Source organism: Arcobacter defluvii, from assembly GCF_013201725.1.
GTDB classification, from domain to species: domain Bacteria; phylum Campylobacterota; class Campylobacteria; order Campylobacterales; family Arcobacteraceae; genus Aliarcobacter; species Aliarcobacter defluvii.
The window spans coordinates 525,375-546,165 of the sequence record NZ_CP053835.1 but is presented as its reverse complement, the minus strand read 5'-3'; the positions used below and the strand labels follow the sequence as shown (position 1 = coordinate 546,165).

The window sequence follows — 20,791 nt, the reverse complement described above, 5'->3', positions numbered from 1 at the left end:
TTTTTAAATTTTATCTTAACGATTTTTTAATGAATAATAAAAAATTCTAATATCAGAAAATAATGTAACTTTAGATAGAATACACATAAAAAAAATAAAAGAATAATAGTACGTGAAATTATCAAAATTTATAAGAAGATTTATCTTTATTACTGCCTTTACATCAGCTTTATTAGCTTTTTTAATATCAATTCTTTATCAATACAATAATTTTGAGAATGACAGCCTACATATCAAAAATGAATTAACTGAATTAAAAAAAAGAGAAATAAAACAAGAAGTATTAACTGTTTATAAACTAATTGAATATAGAGAGAGTTTATTAAATAAATCAAAAGAAAAATTATCAGCAGAAGAGTTTGAAGAATTAAGAAAAAAAAATCAGGATGAACTTCTTGATTGGATAGCTTCACTAAGATTTGAAAATAGTGGTTATATTTTTGTAAATTCAACAGATGGTAAAACTTTAGTTTTTGAAGGTAAAAAAGTAGATAATCCAAAAGCGCATCCTTATCCTAATCTTTTCAAACAACAAATTGAAGCAATAAATCATAATGAAGGTTTTTTTTCATATAAATTTAAAAAGTTAAATACAGTTGAAGAATTTGATAAAGTATCATTTGTAAAAAAATATGAAAAATATGATTGGATTATTGGCTGTGGAGTTTATTTAGATGAAGTTCAAAAAGAATTAAATAGAAAAGAAGAAGTATTTAATCAAACAATTAATTATCAAATAAAATCTATTCTAGTAATTTTTATTTTAATTCTAATTTCTATCTATTTTATTTCAGAAAAAATATCAAAATATATTAATAACAATATAGATACGCTTATTTATTCTTTCAAAAAAGCTTCAAAAAACAATGAAAAAATAAATACAAATGATTTAACATACAAAGAGTTTATACTTCTTGCGAATAATTTAAATAGTATTTTAGAGAATAAAAATAAAGTAGAAAAAAGACTTCAAGATTACATCCAAATTGTAAATCAAAATGTAATTATTTCTTCAACAACAAAAGAAGGAATTATTACAGATGTAAGTGAAGCTTTTTGTGATATTTCAGGTTTTTCAAGAAAAGAGTTAATTGGGAAAAGCCATAATATAGTAAGACATCCAGATACACCAAATGAATTTTATGAAGAGATGTGGAATACTTTATTAAGTGGAAAGAGTTGGAACGGTGAAATAAAAAATAAAAATAAATCTGGAAATGATTATTGGGTTTATGCAATTATAAAACCTGTTATAAAAAACAAAGAAATTCGTGGTTTTACAGCAATTAGATCAAATATTACAAACAAAAAATATATCGAACAACTCTCTATTACTGATGAATTAACTCATCTTTATAATAGAAGATTTTTTAATACTAAAATCCTTGAAGAGATGAATAGAGCAAAAAGAGAAAAGAATTATCTATCTTTACTCATCATTGATGTTGATTATTTCAAACAATATAATGATACTTATGGTCATCAACAAGGAGATGTTATATTAGAAAAAGTTGCATCAGTTTTAAAAAATAGAACAAATAGAGCAAGTGATTTTGCATTTAGATTAGGTGGAGAAGAGTTTGCAATAATAACTACTTTAGAAAAAGAAAAAGCTATTGAATTTGCTGAAGTTATAAGAAATGATATTGAAGAGCTTAAAATTGAACACAAATCAAGTACTATCTCAAAACACTTAACTATTTCTATTGGATTAGTTTCAAAATATGCAATAGATATAGAAAATAGTGATAAACTTTATAAAGAAGCTGATGATAACCTTTATATAGCAAAAAAACAAGGTAGAAATTCAATTCACTATAATGAAGATAAATGAAAATAAGAATAGGAACATTTAATCTTTTTCAGTTTGTTGAACCTCCTTTTTCTTGGTATACAAAAAAAGAGAAATTTACAGATAAAGAGTGGGAAGAAAAAACAGCTTGGATAAAAAAACAAATTCAAGTTATGAACTGTGATATTATTGGTTTTCAAGAAGTTTTTTCCAAAAATGCTTTAAAAGAGTTATTATTAGAATTAGGTTTTAAATACTTTAAAACTATTGATAAAGCAAAAATTGATAAAAAGAACGACTTAATTTATATAAGTACAACTGTTGCTCTTGCTTCAAAATTTCCTATTAAAAATTTAAAAAAAGTTGAAACAGATTTTTCAACATTAAAAAAACATAATATTGAAGGCTTTTTCAGATTTGCAAGAGAACCAATAAAAGCTACTATTATTTTACCAAATCAAAAAGAGATAAATTTTTACGTTTGTCATTTAAAATCAAATAGAGAAAATGAATTTGAATATATTTTTACAAAAACTGATAAATTAGAAGATAAACTAAAAAAAGTTGAAGTTGCTTTAAAAAATAACTACTCTTTATCTTTAAAACAAAGACTTTGTGAAGCAAGTTCTTTATACTCAGATATAAAAACAAATAGAAATCCTTCTATTTTAGTATGTGATTTAAATGATAAAGAATTTTCTTTAACAATTGATGCTTTAACAAATAAAAGATATCATGAGGAAAATCTAAAAAAAGATGATTTTTTACTTTTAGATGCTTATCATCTACATAAAATAAAAGTAATAAATCCCCATCCTGAGTTTAAAGGTGTAAAAAGAACTCCAACAAGTTATTTTGCTGGAAAAGGAAATGTTTTAGATTATGTATTTGTTTCTAAGCATTTTGATAAAAACAATAAATTTCATATAGGAAAAGTTACATCTTATGAAATTTTTGATGAACATTTACAAAAAAATCAAAATGGCTCACTTTTAAAAAGTGATCATGCACAAATTGTATGTGAAATTGAAATAAATCAATAATAGACACTTTTTATACACTTCTATTTAGTATAATTCCAAATAATAAATTTTTAATAGTTTATTATTAAGGGCATTTTTATAGATATAAACTACTTTAACTCGTTCAAGCTCTTCCTAATTAAAAAAAGAGAAAGTGTGCTTTCTTTCTCTTTTTTTATTTTTTTTCTTTTGGTGTTTTTTTATTCCATTTTTTGTATGCTCTAAAAAATGAGCTAGGTTCACTATACCCCAACATAAAAGAGATATTTGATAAATCCATTTTTGTATTATGTATGTAATGTTCAGCTAATTTTTGTCTGATTTTATTTAATGCATCTCTAAAAGTTTTATTTTCAGCTTTTAGATAGTTTTGTAAAGTTCTTGGAGTTGTTCCCAAATTTGATGAGATTAAATTTATAGTTATCTCTTTTTCTCCAATATTCTTAAAAATCTCTTTTTCAACTTTTGAATACCAAGATTTTAACTCTTGCTCATCTAAAATCTTTTTTGCTTCATTTTCAAAATATTCAAGCATTGAAGAGTTTGAATTTTTAACAGGAATATCCAAATTATTTTTTTTAAAAAATATTGCATTTTCATCTTTACTAAAAAATATATTTTCTCCAAAGATTTCTTTATATTCATTTACATTTTCATCAATACTTTGTGAAAAATATGTAAATTCTGGAAATACCTTTTCTCCTAAAATCTGAGTTAAAATTGAAACTATCGAAGATAAATGAACTTGTGCATGAAAACTAGGAACTGGAATCATTGGATTTTCATTTATATAAATTGCTAATTTATAATAAACCTCATCTTCAAAAAAATGAAATTTAAAATATCCACTAATCAGTTTTTGATAAGCATTAAATTTTTCAATCATCTCTTTTAAATTATTTGTATTTAAAAGTAAATAACCTAATAATCCCAAAGATTGATAAGAAACAGCTTGTCCAATATGTAAAGCTAATGCTTTATTATTTGATTTTTTCATACAATATTTAAATATGCAAGATAAATTTTTACTATCTATTTTTCCATCTATTTTAGTTAAATCATTTATTGGTAAATTAACTTGTTCTAACATATTTTCTATTGAAATATTTGTTATTTTTTCTAAAGCTTTTAATACATAATGAAATGTAACAGTTGATAATTCTGTCATATTTACCTTTATTTTCGTAAAATGTCACTAATTCTTCACATTATAACATAGGGAATTTTTTTAATAAAAGTAAAATTGTATATAAAATAATTGTAGGGGGATTTTTTATGTCAAATAATGATATTAGAATAGATGAAAGGTATATAAGCTTTAAAAATATAAATTGTTTTGAAAATGCTTGTTGTGTGATTGATAATATGCTTAGGGTATTAGAAAAGCCAAAGAATATGAATATCTATTGGAAAAAAATAGTTCCAATGATTCCAAAAGCATATTATACAAGAGACCCAAAAGATGATGAAAAAGAGGCTGTTTTATATCTTGTATGTTCAAATTCTTTTTATCTTGATGAACTTTTTGAAAAAGCAAATGACGAAAAGGGAATGAAAGCTTTGAGTGTTTGTGAGTTGGAGTGTTGTTAAATAGTTAAAATTAGAGATTTAAATAAAATTTATTAAAATCTCTAACTTTATATAAATTACTTCTGAATAATTTTTTTCAATACTAAAAGTTTAAGTTCTTCATTTGTATTTTCTTTCCAATACTCTGATTTTGGGAACTCTATGAAACTATTTGTATTTAAATATCCTCTTCTAATATAATATTGCATTAGTTCTGTTCTTGTAGATATTACTTCCATTATAAAAGTAGATTTTTTCCAAAGTTTAGATGAGCTATTTTCTGCAAATTCTAAAAGTTTTTTTCCTATTCCACTTGCTTGAGATTTAGTATCAACTGCAAATAGTCCAATGTGAATATTTTCACCTTCAAGTTTGGCTTGAATAGTTCCAACTATTTTATTATCAATTTTTGCAATATATGTTTTTGTATCTTTTTCTTCTAAAATTTCTTTCATCATATTCTCATTTACTCTAATTCCACTTAGTAAATGAGATTCAGTAGTCCAAGCATTATCTTTTTTTTCTGCTCTATAAGCTTGATTTATTAAAACAATAACTTCTTTTATATCTTCTTTTTGTAGTTCTTTAAACTCTAAATTCAATGATTTCCTTTTTACTTTCTCAAATACTTCAAAGTTGTATTTATAATATCGTCATCATCTTTACTTGGTGATTTTATACTCTCTTTTGTATCATCAGCTTTTGTGAATGTAATATTCATTTCATATGAACTAATTGTTTGAATTCCAAGTTTTAAAGCTAAAATTTTTATGATAATTAACTCTATAAACTGTTTTGTTACAACATCAGGTTTTCCAAATCTATCTTCCATCTCTTCTTCGATACTATAAACCTCTTGAATATCAGTTGCCTTACTCAATCTTCTATAAAGTTCAAGTCTTACTCTATCTTCATGGATATAATCATCACTAATATAAGCAGAAATTGCTAACTTAATATCAACTGATTTTTTCTCTGGTTTATCATCTCCACTAAGACTAGCAAGTGCATCTTCTAACATTTTTAAATATAAACCATATCCTATTTGTTTTATATGTCCACTTTGGGCTTCGCCTATGATATTTCCACCACCTCTGATTTCTAAATCTTGGTGAGCTAAGGCTGTTCCACTTCCTAAGTATGAGTTTGATTCAAGGGCAACAAGTCTTTTTACAGCATCATCAGTTATTGATTTTTTATCATCAACTATGTAGTAACAATATCCTTCTTTATTACTTCGTCCAACTCTTCCTCGAAGCTGATGTAAATCTGCAATTCCAAATCTATCTGCACCATCAATTATGATTGAATTTGCATTTGGCAAATGGATTCCTGATTCAACTATTGAAGTTGCAAGTAAAATATCGAACTCTTTATTTTCAAAGGCTTCGATAATTTTTTCAGCATTTTCAGGTTTTATTTGAGAGTGAATAATATCTATTTTGATATTTGGAGCAATAGCTTCAATATCAGCTTTTTTTGCTTCAATTGAAGCTATATTATTGTGAACATAAAATAGTTGTCCACCTCTTCTTTTTTCTCTTAAGATTATCTCTTTGATTAGTTTTTCACTATACTCTTTTACATAAGTTCTAACACCTAGTCTTTCACTTGGAGGTGTTAGAAGTGAACTCATACCTTTTAGTTTTGATAAAGCTAGATTTAGAGTTCTTGGGATTGGAGTTGCACTCATAGAAAAAATATGTACATCTTCTCTTAAATGTTTTAATTTTTCTTTTTGTTTTACACCAAATTTATGCTCTTCATCGATGATAACTAAAGCTAAATTAGAAGTTTTTATATCAAGTAAAGAGTGAGTTCCAATAACAAGTTTTATATCACCGTTTTCTAAACCTTTTTTAATACTTGTTTTCTCTTTGGCTGTTGTTTTTCCATCAAGTTTAGCAACTCTTATTCCAAAACTATCAAGTCTTTTTTGAATACTATGATAGTGTTGCGTTGCAAGAAGTGTTGTAGGGCATACAAATATTGCTTGATAACCATCTAAAATAACTGCTAATAATGCATTCATAGCAACTTCTGTTTTTCCAAAACCAACATCACCTGAAAGAAGTCTATCCATAACTCGACCACTACTTAAATCATTAAATATCTCTTTGATACTTCTTTTTTGGTCTTTTGTATATTCAAATCCAGCACTTTTTGGAAAATCTTCAAGAATTTTTTTATCTGTATTGATTTTTATACCATTTACAAGTTCTCTTGCAGCTGCAAGTTTTATAATATCATTTGCAATTGCAAAAAGTCTATCTTTGACTTTTTCTTTTAGTTTTGCAAAGCTTCCCTTACCAAGTTTATCAACAACTGCATAAGAGTTTCCATCAGCAACATATCTATCTATTAAATCGATATTTTCAACAGGAATTAAAAGTTTATCTTCACCTTGATATTGAACAATAACAAAATCTCTTTTAGCCCCCATAACAGTAACAGGTTCAATTCCTTTGTATTGACCAATACCATGTTTTTCATGTACTACAAAATCATTGTATTGAAGTTCATCAAGTACAAGTTTTACTTTTTTCTTTCTTCGTTTTTTTATCTCTTTATTTAAAGAGATTATGACTTCTTCATCACTTACAAGATTTATGATTTGATTATCAAAAACATATTTGATATTTTTATCATTTAAATCTAAATCATAACCTTTTACTTTGGCTTCAGTTCCTGAAATAATAGTGATTTTTTTATCTTTATGAAAAGAGATAAACTCTTTTACATTTGCTGGATTTATCTCTTGATACTTTTTACTATTATAAATTTGTGGAGTTAATAAAAATTTATCTTTATTTATTCTTTTTTCTTCAAAAACATAAACTTCATCTAACTCTTCTAAAGCTTCTTGAGTGATAAATGAACTTAAATTTTGAGGTAAATATTCACCTAAATCATTTAAATACCAAAATCCTAAAGAGTGAATATCTTTTATAAAAGCATCACTTGATACTGTTTGAACTTGTTCATTTATCTCTTCAAAAGATGCTTCATCAAGTGCTAAAAATGCAGGATTTATAGAAAAACTTTCAATCTCTTCTTTAGAAGACTTTTGGTCTTCAATATCGAATTTTCTAATACTTTCAACTTCATCATCAAATAAACTCACCCGATATCCAAAATCACTTCCAAGTGGACAAATATCAATAATATCACCACGAATTGATACTTCTGCTTCACTTGTTACAATATCTACAAAATAATATCCCCAATTGTAAAGTTTTGATTTTAATTCTTCTAAATGTAAAGTATCTACAAAATTTATTGTAAAACTTTCAAAACATTTTTCTTTTGGAAGAGGATAAGAGATAGTTCGTATTGGAGAAATTAATATTTTATCTTGTTTTTTATATGAATAATAATCACCTAAAGTTTTAGTTATTTCATGTAATTCTTCACTAAAAGAGAGTAAATCATCTCCAAAATTTGCTCTAAAATCAGCTAATAAAAAAGGTTTAAATCCTAAGTAAGAAACTATATCAGAAGCTATTTGAGCTTGTCTATCATCATTTACAATTAAAAGTTGGCACTCTTTTAGTCGTTTTTCATCTTTTAAATTTTTTAAAAATTCATAAATATTTTTCACTATTTTTCTACTTGTACTAACTCAAAATCATTTGTTTCTTTATCATAATAATATGTAGGATAAGGTGTTTCATTTAATAAAAAAATCAAATTTGCATCATTAAATTTATTTTTTTGAAGCCCTTTTTTAAAAATTTCTAAAATATATGCTTTTGTAGAAAATGTTGTAGTTTTAGAGTGAGCTGTATAAACAAAATCTTCACCTTCAACTGGTTTAAAGCCCTCTTTTTTTACATGTTTTTCAAACTTTTCTTTATCTTCCAATCCACCAACATCAAGTAAAACTAATACTTCTATTCCATCCATAAATATCCCCAAAAAATTTTTGGATAATTCTAACATATAAAAGTTTTGTTATTGATTGTAATAAACATTAGCAAAAATTATAAATTTAATGTAAAATTATATTTAAATAATATTCTTTATAATAAGATATATATTATTAATTTCATTTCAAAGGATTTAAAATGAACTATGAATTATTGAGTAAACTTTCTATGGAAGAAGCAGAAAAATATAAAAATGAAGCTCTAATCTTAAAAAAAAGAAATGAAATATTACACAATGAGATTGAAACTCTTAATTTAAAAATAAAAAAACTTGAAGAAGAGAAACAAAGTTTAGAAAAAGATATAGAAGCATATAAAAATGCTTTAGAATTTAAAGAAGAAAAGCAAAAAGAACATTTTACTTACTATTCGTGAGGATTAAAATAAATCCTCACATTTTAAGCAACTAAGGCACTAACCAATCCAATTAATCCACCAAAAACAGCTCCCCAAATAACTAACCAACCTAAATGTTCTTTGATTAAATTTTGAACTAACTCTTTTACCATTTTAGGAGTAAGCTCTTCAAGTCTTGCATTTACTATTTTGCTTAGTTTTTCATATATATCAGCACTTAAATCTTCTGATTTTAAAGCTTCATTTACTACTTCTTGAAAAGTATCACTAGCAGTTATTGAGATTATTGAAGCTTGAAGTTTTTTTGTAAAAGGTTCTCTAAGAGGTTCTAAAGCTGCTTCACCTCCAAACATACCTAACATTCCACCAAAAGATGACTGCATAACAGATTCTTTTAAAGATTCATATGCTGGTGAAAAATCTGTTTTATTTAAGATTTTTTCAAAGTCTATTGTTTTTTTTGCACTAGATACTTCTTCTTGAAAAAATTTTGTAAGGTTTTCAGGTGTAAAAAATTGGTTCATCAAAAGATTATGAATTGATTGTTTAAAAGTAGAAAATTTACTTTCTATTACTCCACTTCCATATAAAAAAGGAACTTTTTCAAACAACATATGAATTGCAAGTGTATTTGTCACTGCTCCACTTAAAGCAAAAATCCCAATCATATAAATCACATTGTTGTCATTTGAATAACCATAAGCCATGATTAAAACGGTGATTATATTCGTTATGTCAGTTCTGTTCATGATAAATCTTCCTTATGTAAATAAGGAAGATTTTATCATAAGTTTATGAAGTGTTTCATAAACTAAATATCAATAATTATTTAATTTGCACTTAAATCCAAACCATTAATAATATATAAAACATTACTATCAATTACTAATTTATTTGTATCAAGATATTTTTGTTCTAAAATACCATCTGTTGCTGTTACAGCAAAATCATCATCATTTAAAACACCAAGTGTTGAGTTATTAATAAGCCATAAACCTTCCATTTTATCATGAGGATAGTTTGTTTTTGCAACCATATCTAACACTAAAGTTTTTTCAACTGGTTTGATTCCTTTTGATTCTAATCCAGACCAACCATTTGCTAATACATACTCTTCTAATGTACTTCCATCAATTGTTAATCCTAAAGTTGCATCTTGAACCATATTTGTACCTAATGTAACATTTTCAAGTTCAGTACCTGAACTTAATTTGATTTTATATACATTTTTTTGAGTATTTTCAACACCTGAATCTTGTAAGAAATTTTCATCTCTTTCTAATACTAAGAAAGTATCATTATCAATTGCTACTAATTCAGAGTTTGCATTTTGTTTTTTCTCTTGTTTGTATAAATATTGTTTTACTGTTCCATCTTCTAAGTTAATAGCTACAATTCTTGTAATATCAAGATTTTTAACTGAACTTGATGGATTATACATTGTTGATTGCATAATTCCAACTAAAGTTTTTTGATCAGGTGTTATTGCTAAACCTTCCATTCCTCTATTTGCTCTTCTATTTGCAAATTCTGCTGGTAAAGTATATTTGTTTCTTGAATCACTTGCAAATGGATTGATTCTTTCTATCTCTTTTCCTGTTGCATCATAATGAACAATATGTGGTCCATATTCATCACTAATCCAGAAAGTTCCATCTTTCAATACAGCTAATCCTTCACTATCTAAACCATAATCATCTAATCTCATATTTCCTTTTGAATCAACAATTACATTTCCATTTATATCATAAGGAATTTCACCAGTTCCACCTAAAGCACTTGTATTTGGTAAACCTGTGATGTTATTTCCATCTCTATCTTTTAGTAAAATCTCTTTTGTTTTAACTACTTCCCCAGTTGAAGTTACTTTAAAATGTCCAATTCTTGGAGTATAATCAGGTAATGGGAATTTTTTACCTTTTCCTTCTGCTCCTGTAAAATCTGCATTTGGTCCTCTATCTGTTATTGCATAGAAACTATTTGCATCAGCAGGATCTGCTGACATAGCTGAACCATAACCACCATTTCTTATTTCAAAACTATTTCCTAAACCATCTGTTAAATCATTTCTTAATACTGTATAAGGTAATGACGCTCCATTTTTAAATACTTGTGGTGTACTATCTTTTAAATCAGTTAAGTTTTTAAATGGTCCAACATATCCATAAGCAGATTCTCCACCATCAGTTGTATTTAAATCTGGATGTTGAGTTACAACTCCTAAATAACTAAATCCATTTGCAAGATTTGGGAACCAGAATGCTGATGTTGTTTCTGCACCAAGTGGTGTAGTAAATGTTTTTGTTAATTCAGTTGTTTTTGTATTATAAGTCCAAACTACGTTGTTTTTGTGATAAGAAGTATCTTCTCCAATAACTAAAGTATTTGAATTTTCTAAGAAAGATAAATTATCTGGACTTGCTATTGCATTTACATCACAAGAATTTCCTGCATAAGCAGATGAGCTGTCATATGATGTTGGGATACCTGCAACTATACCTTGCATATTTTTAACAACATAAGTTGATGCAATTGCTGTATTTGAAGTATCTTTAACTTCTGAAGTTGAAACATCTAAAGAATAAACTGCACCACATTTGTTTGCAGCAATTTTAATATCGTTACTTCCACCTACATCGTATGAACTATTATCTTCCATACCTTTTCTAGCATCACTTATAGAAACATATAGTTTTCCTGCATTTTTATCAAAAGTAATACCTTCTTCTTTATTAAACTCAGTTGTTGCACCTTTTAATGCAGCATATCTTCTTACTTCTAATCTAGAAGCAGCTTTTTCCATTCCTGATTTAATTTTTAAACACTCTTGTCCAGCACTTGTGTTGATTGAAGTAAATCCTGAATCACAAGTTCCATTTGTTGCAGATACTGAATCAAAAATATCAGCAAAAGTTGGAGCATCATTTGTTGTCAAATCTCCATCTGGGTCTAAGATATTTTTAATTTCATCATTTGTTGCATGTCCTAAGTTAATCCAAGTTAAATCAGCACTTCCTGTTCCAACACCAGCTTCTGATGTTTGATTCCATTTTGCTGCGTATAAAGTTCCTGAACTTAAATCTTTTTCAACATCTGCAACAAACATAAATAGTCCTACATTTGTTCCATCATCAGAAAGATATACAGTTTTATTATCTGGCATTACATAAGCTAACTCATGAGAAAATCTTCCCATAGCATAATGTTTTGAATATACTGGTTCATTATTTTCAATTTTAACTTCAGGTGTCCATCCATAATAATATGCACTATATGATTTTTCACCCCAATATTTTGCTAATTCTGTATAATAAGAGTTTCCATCTGGAGATTTTGCATCTGGCTCATACTCTTCTGAACTTAAATGAGAATTCCAAGGAGTTTTTTGACCAGCGCAGTGTACAAATCCTCCAAATCCTGCTTTTTGTGAAATATATTTTAAAGTATCTGTTTTAGGTGTTAATTTACCTGTTGATGTATCTTGATTTAATTCAACCATATACATAGAACCCAATGCACATTCAAATTGAGAAATAGCAAAAAGTTTTCCATCAACATTGTGTAAAGATGTAAAGTCCATACCTGAACCTTCACCTGCATTTGTTCCATTACAAATATAAGGACTTCCATCACCAAATGTGATTGGATTATCTAAATAATCTTTTGATTGACCTAAGATTTCACTATTTCCAGTCATTGTAGTTTTCATAATTTCTGTATATGAAATATTTTGAGCTTCACCATTTACATAAGCTTTACTTGAAACTTGTTGAGTTAATTGTTCTTCATTTGTAATAGGAGTTGCTAACTCTTGAAATGATAAAGATACTTTTTTTGCAAATCTATTTGCTACATCAAATTTAATATTATCAATTTTTGAAACTATTGAATCTGTACCTAATTTTGCTTTTAAATTATCAAATGTATCAAATACTAAAGGATTTGTTGTACTTCCTTCTATATCATCTGGTAATTCAAAAGTTTCTGGTAAATTATTTATATCATAAGTAATTCCAGTTTTTTGTGACATTTTAGCAATAATATAAGCTGAAAGCACTTCACTTGATACGCCTTCATTTTGATTTGCTAATTGAGCAATTGTAAGATTTGAACTAGGTGTTGCAGTTAAAGATTTTCCCCCAATAACAAATGTACAAGTTCCATTATCTTCGTAAGTAAATTTACCTTCTGATGTAGTTGTCCCAACAATAGAACCACATGTATAATCAATATTTGCTAAATATGGATTTAATTGTAAAGTCCCTGTACTTGTTGTAGTGGTAGGAGTATTATTATCAGAAGAAGATGAACTTCCACAACCAATAAATGTAAATGCAGCCAATAAAGAACATGCACTCAAACTTAAGTATTTTTTCTTCATTTATATTTCCTTTTAGAGTTTTTAAAACCGGATAATTATAAAAACAACAAATTACAAATTGATAACATTTATCAAAGTGGTATCCAAAGAAAAAAAATTAACTTATTAGAAAGACCTTTACAAAGGACTTCTTAGAAAAAAATAAATATATTAAAAACTAGAAGTGGTATCTTGATTAAAAGACTTTACTATACTTATGTTCAGGAGTTTGTCTTAAATAAAAGTCCAATTTTGTGGGTTTTATATCAGTTTTTATTAAAATAAAATCTTTTAAAAAGGGAAATTTTACATCTACTAAAGTTTCATCTTTCTCATTTAATAAATTTACATTATATAAACCACATTTATTTTTACTATTACTTTGGCAAATTACCTTTGCTTCTTTTGTATTTTCATTATAAGAAACTTCTAATTCAATTGTATAATTTACAGGATGAGCAACTAAATTATAACTCATTAGTCCAATCAATATTAATCCTTTTTTCATTTTGTAACTCCTATACAATAATCATATTCACTTTTTTGAATATCTGTTTTTAAATTGGTTTTTAAATCTTCTAATTTATAAGCTAAATAAATTTTTTCATCCATAGTACAAAAAGTAGTTTCACCTTTTAATTCATAAGGGAAATCAAAATATATAGTTAATTTTCTATTTTCATAAAGTACCTCTACATTTTGAGGAATAATTTCAAACTCTTTTTCTTCGTTTTGTAAAAAAATATTGTAATTATTTGCTTTTAACTTATAAAAATTTGCTTTTAGAAATTCTTCTTTTTCATCTTTATCCAAAATTTTATTTTTATTTTTATCAAAATCAAACATTAAAATCTTCGAATTTAAAGCATCAAATTTCCAAAAATTTTTAACTATATTTTCATCTATTTGTAAACTTGAATCTAAAAAATAGTGAGGATGGGCATATAAATTTAAACCACAAAAAAATAGAGCTACTTTCTTTTTCATACCAATAAAATAATTCCCATACTAAATAACAATAAAATTCCTAAATAGCTAATCTTATTTATTATTGCTTGCAAGTTTTTATTTTCTGAAGATTTTAGTTGAGAAGAGATAATTGCAGCAAGTGAGATTGTCAATCCCATTCCAATACTCATAAAAATTGCACTTAAAATTCCAAGATTTATATATCCTAAAATTATAGAAAACAAAACTATTGACATAACTCCAGGACAAGGAACTATTCCTATTGACAAAGTCACAGCCAATAAACTTTTATTTCCAATTTTTTGTATTTTTTCTTCTTCATTTCTATCTTTATAAGTTTCATAGAATAAAAATAAGGCGATTAAAATTATAAAAATAGCTGAAACTTTATACATATTTGTATTTATATCTGAAAAATATTTTGTGATTGTATTTTCAAAAAAGATATATAAAGTAAAAGTTATTAATAAAGCAGAAATTGTATGAATAATAGAAGTTAAAAATCCTGCTTTAAAAGCCTCTTTTATTTTTGTATTTTTTGTTAAAAAATAACTTGCGATTACCATTTTCCCATGACCTGGTCCTAAAGCATGAATTAATCCATAAAGAAAAGAAACAGCTAAAATATAAATAAACATACTTTCATCACCTGTTTCTAATCTATCAAAATAATCGCTTATTTGAAGATTTATTTTTTGTTGAGTTCCTATAACAAAGTTTAAAAAAGTATTATATAGTTCTATCATTTTAAAACCTTTTGAAGATTAGTCATTGTTCCTTTTTTTATCTCTTTATGAACATTTTGTGTAGGTTTTATATGAATATCTTTTCCATAAATATAACTTTGTTCATTTACTATTATTTTATATGCTTTATTTAATTCTAAAGCTCTTTGTTTTGAAGGAAGAATCAAATATGAAATATCATTTTTGATTTTTTCTAATTCTTCTAGTTTAAATTTCCATTCTTGAGTTAGTTCAAGTTGTGGATTTTCAAGTTTAAAAATCAAATCTTTTTCTATATTTTTTGTATCTTTTTGCCAATCTTTTTTGAAGAATTTATCCATAATTTCATCATTTGCTCTAAATTCATCTCCTGCACTATTTTCTTTTAAATATCTTACATACTCAGTTTGACCATTTTCTAGTTTTTTATCTGGAATATTTTTAAATCCCTTTTTACTCCAATGATACCAACCAGAATTAAAACTATCTTTTTCAAATTTTCTTTGATATACAAAAGTTGAATCAGCAGTTGAGCCAATATTACTATGACAGCCCATACAAGAAAGTGTTTCTTCATAACTTTGAGGCCTTAAATCTCCATTAGAATCTTCTATAAAACCTTGATAAAACCATCCTCTTTTATTATTTAATCCTGTTTCTAAATTTCCTTTATAAACATCTAATCTATCGGGAAAATCATGTTTTTCTTTTATATCAGCTAAGCCTAGATTACTAAGTTGAGAATATGTATTCCAAGATGTTTTTTTTGCATATCTAAATTCTTTTAATCTACTTGACATTTTAATTTCATCATTTTTGTCAATATCAAGATATCTAACGGTATGAGTAAATTCTGTTCCAATTGGATATAAACCAGGTGCAATTAAAAGTTCATTTTTTTCAAGTAATTCTTTTGCCAAACCTACATAACTCATAGAAAAATTTTTAAATTTCTTTGAATCAAAATCGTATTTAGGTTTAAGCCATTTGAAAACTATTTGTGTTGTTTTATCTAAAATTCCATTTTGATTTAAATCTACTCCAAATTTTTTTTCATCTATTTCATCTATATTTATAGTTTTTTGTTTGATTAAAGCTTCAATAATTGAAAGATTTAATTTATAAGTTTCTAAATCAAAATCACCTTTTTCATTACTTTGAAATGGCTTTGAAAGTCTAATCATCACATCATCAGTACTTCCATTTGTTGGCCAAAATGTTCCTAAAAATGGCTGATAAGCAAAAACTCTCCAACCTGTGAATTTTCCACTGTTATCTAAATCAAAACCCTCTTCATTAAAATTAAAATAAATATCAGGAATATAACCATCCCATTTTTTATTGTTATTAGCATCCCAAGTTTCATTTAAATCTTCAAGTTTTGATTTTAATATAATTTCACCATTTTGATTTTTATAATTATCAACTTTAATATATTTTAAAATCTCTTCATCACTAATCTTAGCTACTTCATTTGTTCTATCTTTAAAAAGATTTGTCCAAGGATTTTTTAAAGCATCTTTTGGAAAATCATAACCTTCTTGTAAATCAGCATCGCTTAGAGTGAAATTTGGTTCTTTATTTAAAGTATGACAGGAAAAACAGGGATTATAAAGAATATTTTCATTTTTTTCATCCACTGTTTTTGTATAACATTGACTAGGAATATATGCCGTTGTATTTAGTGCATTTGTAGATTTTAAATCCAATTCATTTGCAAATATTGAAGAAAATAAAATCATATTTCCTAGTAAAAAACTTCTTTTTATCATAAATAGTAACCTTTTTTATTTTCACAATTTTACTTTGGCTTTATTACAAATTGATAACAGTTATCCATATTGATAAAATATAATTCTCTTTTAATCTTAAAATTTAATAGCACTTATTCCTGTTTTTTTATCTATTTCTACCTCATCATAAACTGTTGCATTTAAAGGTTTAATATGTGCATCTTTACCATAAATATAACTTTGTTCATTTACTATTATTTTATATGCTTTATTAAGTTGTATTGCTCTTTGTACACTAGGATAGATTAAATATGTGATGTCATTTGCAACTTTATCCACTTCACTTTGAATTAAATTTCCATTTGCATCAAAAAATAAATTTTTTATTTCATCATTTGCTCTAAACTCATCTCCAGCTTTATTTTGTTCTAAATAAAAAGCAAATTCACCTTTTGAGTTTGAAAGAGTTCTATCTTTTGTTCCAGTTAAATCTTTCTTACTCCAATGATACCAACTATCTGCACTATCAAATTTTCTAGGGAAAGCAAAAGTTGAATCTGTAATTGCACCAATTCCTGAATGACAACCTATACAAGAAAGAGTTTCTTCATAACTTTGTGGTCTTAAATTTCCATTTATATCTTCTATAAATCCTTGATAATTCCAACCTAAACCAGTTGTCAATCCTGTTTCAATATTTCCCTTAATAGTTCTTAATCTATCAGGAAAAGTATCTTTTTCCTTTATCTCACTTAATGCTGCATTACTAAGTTGAGCATAGGTATTCCAAGTTGTTTTTTTTGCGTATCTTAACTCTTTCATCCTATTGGCTAATTTTATTCCACTTTTATCATCTTTAATTCCAATATATCTAACTGAGTGTAAAAACTCTGTTCCATTTGGATAAAGTCCTGGAGCAATATTAAGTTCATTTGTTTCAAGTTTACTTTTTGCAAGACCAACATAATAGTTATAATATATTATCTTTGGATAATTACTAATTGCATCAGGAGTAATCCATTTATAAACTATTGTTGAAGTTTTATCTAAAATATTATTATGATTTAAATCAACTCCATATTTACTCTCATCAACTTCAAAACCCAAATCTATATCTTTTCTTTTAATCATAGATTCAACAATTGCTAAATTGATTTTATAAATCTCTTTTGAAAAATCACCATTTTCATCTAACATCATAGATTTTGGAAGTCTAATTAATACATCATCTGTACTTCCATTTGTTGGCCAAAAAGTTCCTAAAAATGGACTATATGCAAAAACTCTCCAACCTGTAAACTCACCTTTTTTATCTTTATCAAAACCTTCATCATCAAAGTTAAAATAACAATCAGGTACATATCCACTCCAAACACTATCTTTTACACCATCATATGCAAAATCCCACTCTTTTGGTAAATCATATTTTAGTTTTGTATTTAAAATAATATTTCCATTTTCATCTTTATAGTTATCTTGATTTATATATTCAAGAATTTGATTATCATTTATTGCATTTACTAAAGTTGTTCTATCTTTAAAACTATTTGTAAAAGGATTTTTATAACTATTTTCACTAAAAGCATAACTCTCTTGTAAATCCCAATCATCTATATAATTTGGTTCATCAGAATTTATATGACAAGAATAACAAGGATTATAAACATTTAGATTTTCATCTTGTGTTTTGGTATAACATTGAGGTGAAATATAAGCTGATTTTTCATTTAAAACTTCAGTTGAAGTCAAATCTGTTCCTATATAACTTGGTAGTTTTTCTCTTAGAATTTTAATATCTTTTATTTCATCTATTGTTTCTAATTCATTTTTTTCTAAAAACTCTTTTGAACTTAAATTTGTATAGTTTTGTAAATCTATTTTTTCATATTCTTGTTTTAAATCTATTTTATTTAAAGAGATTAATTCAACAATATTTTCTAAAGTTATAGCAGAGTTTAACTCTAAATTTTTATAAATAACATTTGATAAAAGTGCTAACTCTTTTTTTGAAGATGGCAAGTTTAATAACTCTTCTTCACTTAAAGAAAACTCTTTACTTAAAATATTTAGATTATTTTTTTCTCTTATTTTATCTTGATTATAAATAATAGTTGAAATTAATGTAACATTTTTTCCACTACTAGATTTTAATTCAATATCTAAATCAAAATCTGAATCATTTTTTATTCCATCGTTATTAATATCAACAAAACCACCAATTACACTAATTGGATAAGTTATACTATTTTTAAAAACATAACTATTTGTTCCCTTATTCCAAATAGCTATTTGATTTAAAGCATCTTTTACTGTTGCATTTAAAACAGCTCCCCTTTCAACAATAATTGTTGTTGATGTATCGGAAGAATTTGAAGAACTTCCTCCTCCACATCCAACTAAAAAATACGCAGCAATTGTACTTAATAAGACTTTCTTAAACATTTTTTCTCCTACTTTAAAATATTTAAAAAAGTTTAGAATTTGCATTATTATAAAAAATATCTATTACAATTCAATAACTATTTTTACATTTTTTATTTTTTTCTGTCACCTTTTTGTAATCAAACCTTTTTATAATTTTATAAATTAGGAGTATAAATGATAGACATTCAAAAAGAGATAGAAAAAAAATTCCCAAAAATAAAAGAAAAAGAGAATTTTCTAAAAAAATCTTTATTTAAAATTGCAAAAAAAATAGTTCATGAAGATTCAATAAATCAATTTTTATCACAAAATTCGCATTTAAAAGGATTTGAATTTGTTGATGCTGTTTTAGACTATTTTGATTTTGACTATACAACTTCAAGTAATGATTTGCAAAATATCCCAACAAGTGGAAAAGTTGTAATTATTGCAAACCATCCTCTTGGTGGACTTGATGCTTTATGTTTATTAAGACTTATTTCACAAATTAGAAAAGATGTAAAAATAGTAGCAAATGATTTTTTAGCTGGTTTTGAAGCTTTAAATTCTTTACTTATTCCAATAGACAACTATAAAATAAGACAATCAAAAACTGATATAAAAAAAATTTACGAAGCTTTAAACAATGAAGAAGCAGTTATTATTTTTCCAGCAGGAGAAGTTAGCCGAGCTACAACAAAGGGGATAAAAGACCCTATTTGGAATAGAGGTTTTTTAAAATTTGCACAAAATACAAATTCACCTATTTTACCAATTTATTTAGATGCTAAAAATTCGAAAACATTTTACACAATATCTATAATTAACAAAACATTTTCAACACTTTTATTATCTCATGAAATGTTCAAAAAGAAATCAAAAAGAATAAATATAAAAGTTGGACAAATTATTCCAAATGAAAATATCACTCCAAAAGGAATAGATAAAAAGTTTTTACTAAATTTATATAGAAAACATCTGTATAGTCTAAAAAAAGGAAAAAAATCTTTTTTTGAAACCCAAAGTGCTATTGCACATCCTGTTAGTAGAATTGATTTGTTAAATGAATTAAAAAAATCAAAACTTATTGGACAAACAAACGATGGAAAAAAGATTTATTTATATGATTACACAGAAGATTCAATAGTTTTAAAAGAATTAGGAAGATTAAGAGAATTATCTTTTAGAAAAGTTGGTGAAGGTGTAAATAAAAAAAGAGATACCGATAAATATGATATTTATTATCAACATATTATTTTATGGGATGAAAATGAGCTAGAAATTGTGGGTTCTTATAGAATTGGAAATTCAAATTTTATTTTTAAAAATATTGGCGTAAAAGGTTTTTATTCTAATGTTCTTTTTAGATACACAGAAGAATTTATTCCTTATTTACATGATTCTATTGAATTAGGAAGAAGTTTTGTTCAACCTAAATATTGGGGAACGAGAGCTTTAGATTATCTTTGGTTTGGAATTGGTGCTTATTTAAAAAATAATCCAAATATAAAATATATGTTTGGTCCAGTTTCTCTTAGTGCAACTTTCCCAGCTGTTGCTAAAGATATGTTAATTTTTTATTATAATCATTATTATGGAACAAATGAAAAATTAGTTGAAGCTAAAACTCCATATCAATATTCAAATAATATAAATGATATAAAAGAGCTTTTTGATTTAAATGATAAAAGAAAAGATTTTAAATTTTTAAAATCAGCCTTATCAAATATTGGCGTATCTATTCCAACTTTATATAAACAATATAGTGAAATAGCAGAAGATAATGGCGTTAAATTTTTAGATTTTAATATTGATACAAATTTTGCAGATTGTGTTGATGGATTTATTTTAGTTGAAGTTGAGAAAATAAAAGAGAGTGCAAAACAAAGATATATAGAAAAAGAGTAATATTTTCACTCTTTTTCTACTCTT

General features: G+C 25.6%; 16 protein-coding genes. 5 read left to right on the top strand and 11 right to left on the bottom strand.

The features are described 5' to 3' along the window. The first annotated feature begins 112 nt into the window (after positions 1-112). Complete coding sequence (locus ADFLV_RS02800) at positions 113-1,834, top strand: diguanylate cyclase (protein ID WP_129010432.1); 1,722 nt, start codon at positions 113-115, stop codon at positions 1,832-1,834. Continuing rightward, on the top strand, positions 1,831-2,835 hold the full coding sequence (locus ADFLV_RS02795) for an endonuclease/exonuclease/phosphatase family protein (protein ID WP_129010431.1): 1,005 nt from the start codon (positions 1,831-1,833) through the stop codon (positions 2,833-2,835). The genes ADFLV_RS02800 and ADFLV_RS02795 overlap by 4 nt, the downstream gene beginning before the upstream one ends. A 154-nt stretch (positions 2,836-2,989) precedes the next feature. Here the strand turns inward: ADFLV_RS02795 and ADFLV_RS02790 are convergent, their stop codons facing one another. Next, positions 2,990-3,982, bottom strand: coding sequence for a helix-turn-helix domain-containing protein (locus ADFLV_RS02790; RefSeq protein ID WP_129010430.1), 993 nt, complete (start codon positions 3,980-3,982; stop codon positions 2,990-2,992). Positions 3,983-4,089: 107 nt separating this feature from the next. Between ADFLV_RS02790 and cowN the strand changes: the two genes are divergently transcribed. Further along, entirely contained in the window at positions 4,090-4,404 is a 315-nt protein-coding gene (gene cowN, locus ADFLV_RS02785) for a N(2)-fixation sustaining protein CowN (protein WP_129010429.1), read from the top strand. A gap of 56 nt (positions 4,405-4,460) precedes the next feature. Here the strand turns inward: cowN and ADFLV_RS02780 are convergent, their stop codons facing one another. From ADFLV_RS02780 to ADFLV_RS02770, 3 genes are read right to left on the bottom strand one after another with little or no spacing between them, the layout of a single operon-like run. Beyond that, positions 4,461-4,985, bottom strand: coding sequence for a GNAT family N-acetyltransferase (locus tag ADFLV_RS02780; RefSeq protein WP_129010428.1), 525 nt, complete (start codon positions 4,983-4,985; stop codon positions 4,461-4,463). An 11-nt stretch (positions 4,986-4,996) separates the two neighbouring features. Beyond that, complete coding sequence (gene mfd / locus ADFLV_RS02775) at positions 4,997-7,984, bottom strand: transcription-repair coupling factor (protein ID WP_129010427.1); 2,988 nt, start codon at positions 7,982-7,984, stop codon at positions 4,997-4,999. Next, positions 7,984-8,289: a hypothetical protein gene (locus ADFLV_RS02770; RefSeq protein ID WP_014473262.1), complete on the bottom strand. Its 306-nt coding sequence runs from the start codon at positions 8,287-8,289 to the stop codon at positions 7,984-7,986. Before ADFLV_RS02770 ends, mfd begins: the two co-directional genes overlap by 1 nt. Positions 8,290-8,450: 161 nt before the next feature. On the opposite strand from ADFLV_RS02770, the gene ADFLV_RS02765 reads away from it, so the two are divergent. Then, positions 8,451-8,687, top strand: a complete 237-nt coding sequence (locus tag ADFLV_RS02765) for a hypothetical protein (protein ID WP_014473261.1) — start codon at positions 8,451-8,453, stop codon at positions 8,685-8,687. A gap of 23 nt (positions 8,688-8,710) precedes the next feature. Here ADFLV_RS02765 and ADFLV_RS02760 read toward each other — a convergent pair whose 3' ends face one another. The 7 genes from ADFLV_RS02760 to ADFLV_RS02730 form a co-directional block, all read right to left on the bottom strand. Then, on the bottom strand, positions 8,711-9,418 hold the full coding sequence (locus ADFLV_RS02760; protein WP_014473260.1) for a DUF445 domain-containing protein: 708 nt from the start codon (positions 9,416-9,418) through the stop codon (positions 8,711-8,713). An 80-nt stretch (positions 9,419-9,498) separates the two neighbouring features. Beyond that, the gene (locus ADFLV_RS15105) at positions 9,499-13,050 is read right to left on the bottom strand and encodes an esterase-like activity of phytase family protein (RefSeq protein ID WP_129010426.1); all 3,552 of its coding nucleotides are present in this window, start codon (positions 13,048-13,050) and stop codon (positions 9,499-9,501) included. Positions 13,051-13,225: 175 nt separating this feature from the next. Continuing rightward, positions 13,226-13,537, bottom strand: a complete 312-nt coding sequence (locus ADFLV_RS02750) for a hypothetical protein (protein WP_129010425.1) — start codon at positions 13,535-13,537, stop codon at positions 13,226-13,228. Continuing rightward, the gene (locus ADFLV_RS02745; RefSeq protein ID WP_129010424.1) at positions 13,534-14,016 is read right to left on the bottom strand and encodes a DUF1007 family protein; all 483 of its coding nucleotides are present in this window, start codon (positions 14,014-14,016) and stop codon (positions 13,534-13,536) included. Before ADFLV_RS02745 ends, ADFLV_RS02750 begins: the two co-directional genes overlap by 4 nt. Next, a complete protein-coding gene (locus tag ADFLV_RS02740) occupies positions 14,013-14,744 on the bottom strand; it encodes a nickel/cobalt transporter (protein WP_129010423.1) in 732 nt (243 codons plus the stop codon). Before ADFLV_RS02740 ends, ADFLV_RS02745 begins: the two co-directional genes overlap by 4 nt. Further along, entirely contained in the window at positions 14,741-16,495 is a 1,755-nt protein-coding gene (locus ADFLV_RS02735) for a hypothetical protein (protein ID WP_129010422.1), read from the bottom strand. The genes ADFLV_RS02740 and ADFLV_RS02735 overlap by 4 nt, the downstream gene beginning before the upstream one ends. A gap of 96 nt (positions 16,496-16,591) precedes the next feature. Next, a complete protein-coding gene (locus ADFLV_RS02730; RefSeq protein WP_228712357.1) occupies positions 16,592-18,898 on the bottom strand; it encodes a hypothetical protein in 2,307 nt (768 codons plus the stop codon). Positions 18,899-19,054: 156 nt separating this feature from the next. On the opposite strand from ADFLV_RS02730, the gene olsF reads away from it, so the two are divergent. After that, positions 19,055-20,767, top strand: coding sequence for a bifunctional ornithine lipid synthase OlsF (olsF, locus tag ADFLV_RS02725; protein ID WP_014473253.1), 1,713 nt, complete (start codon positions 19,055-19,057; stop codon positions 20,765-20,767). Positions 20,768-20,791 lie beyond the last annotated feature (24 nt).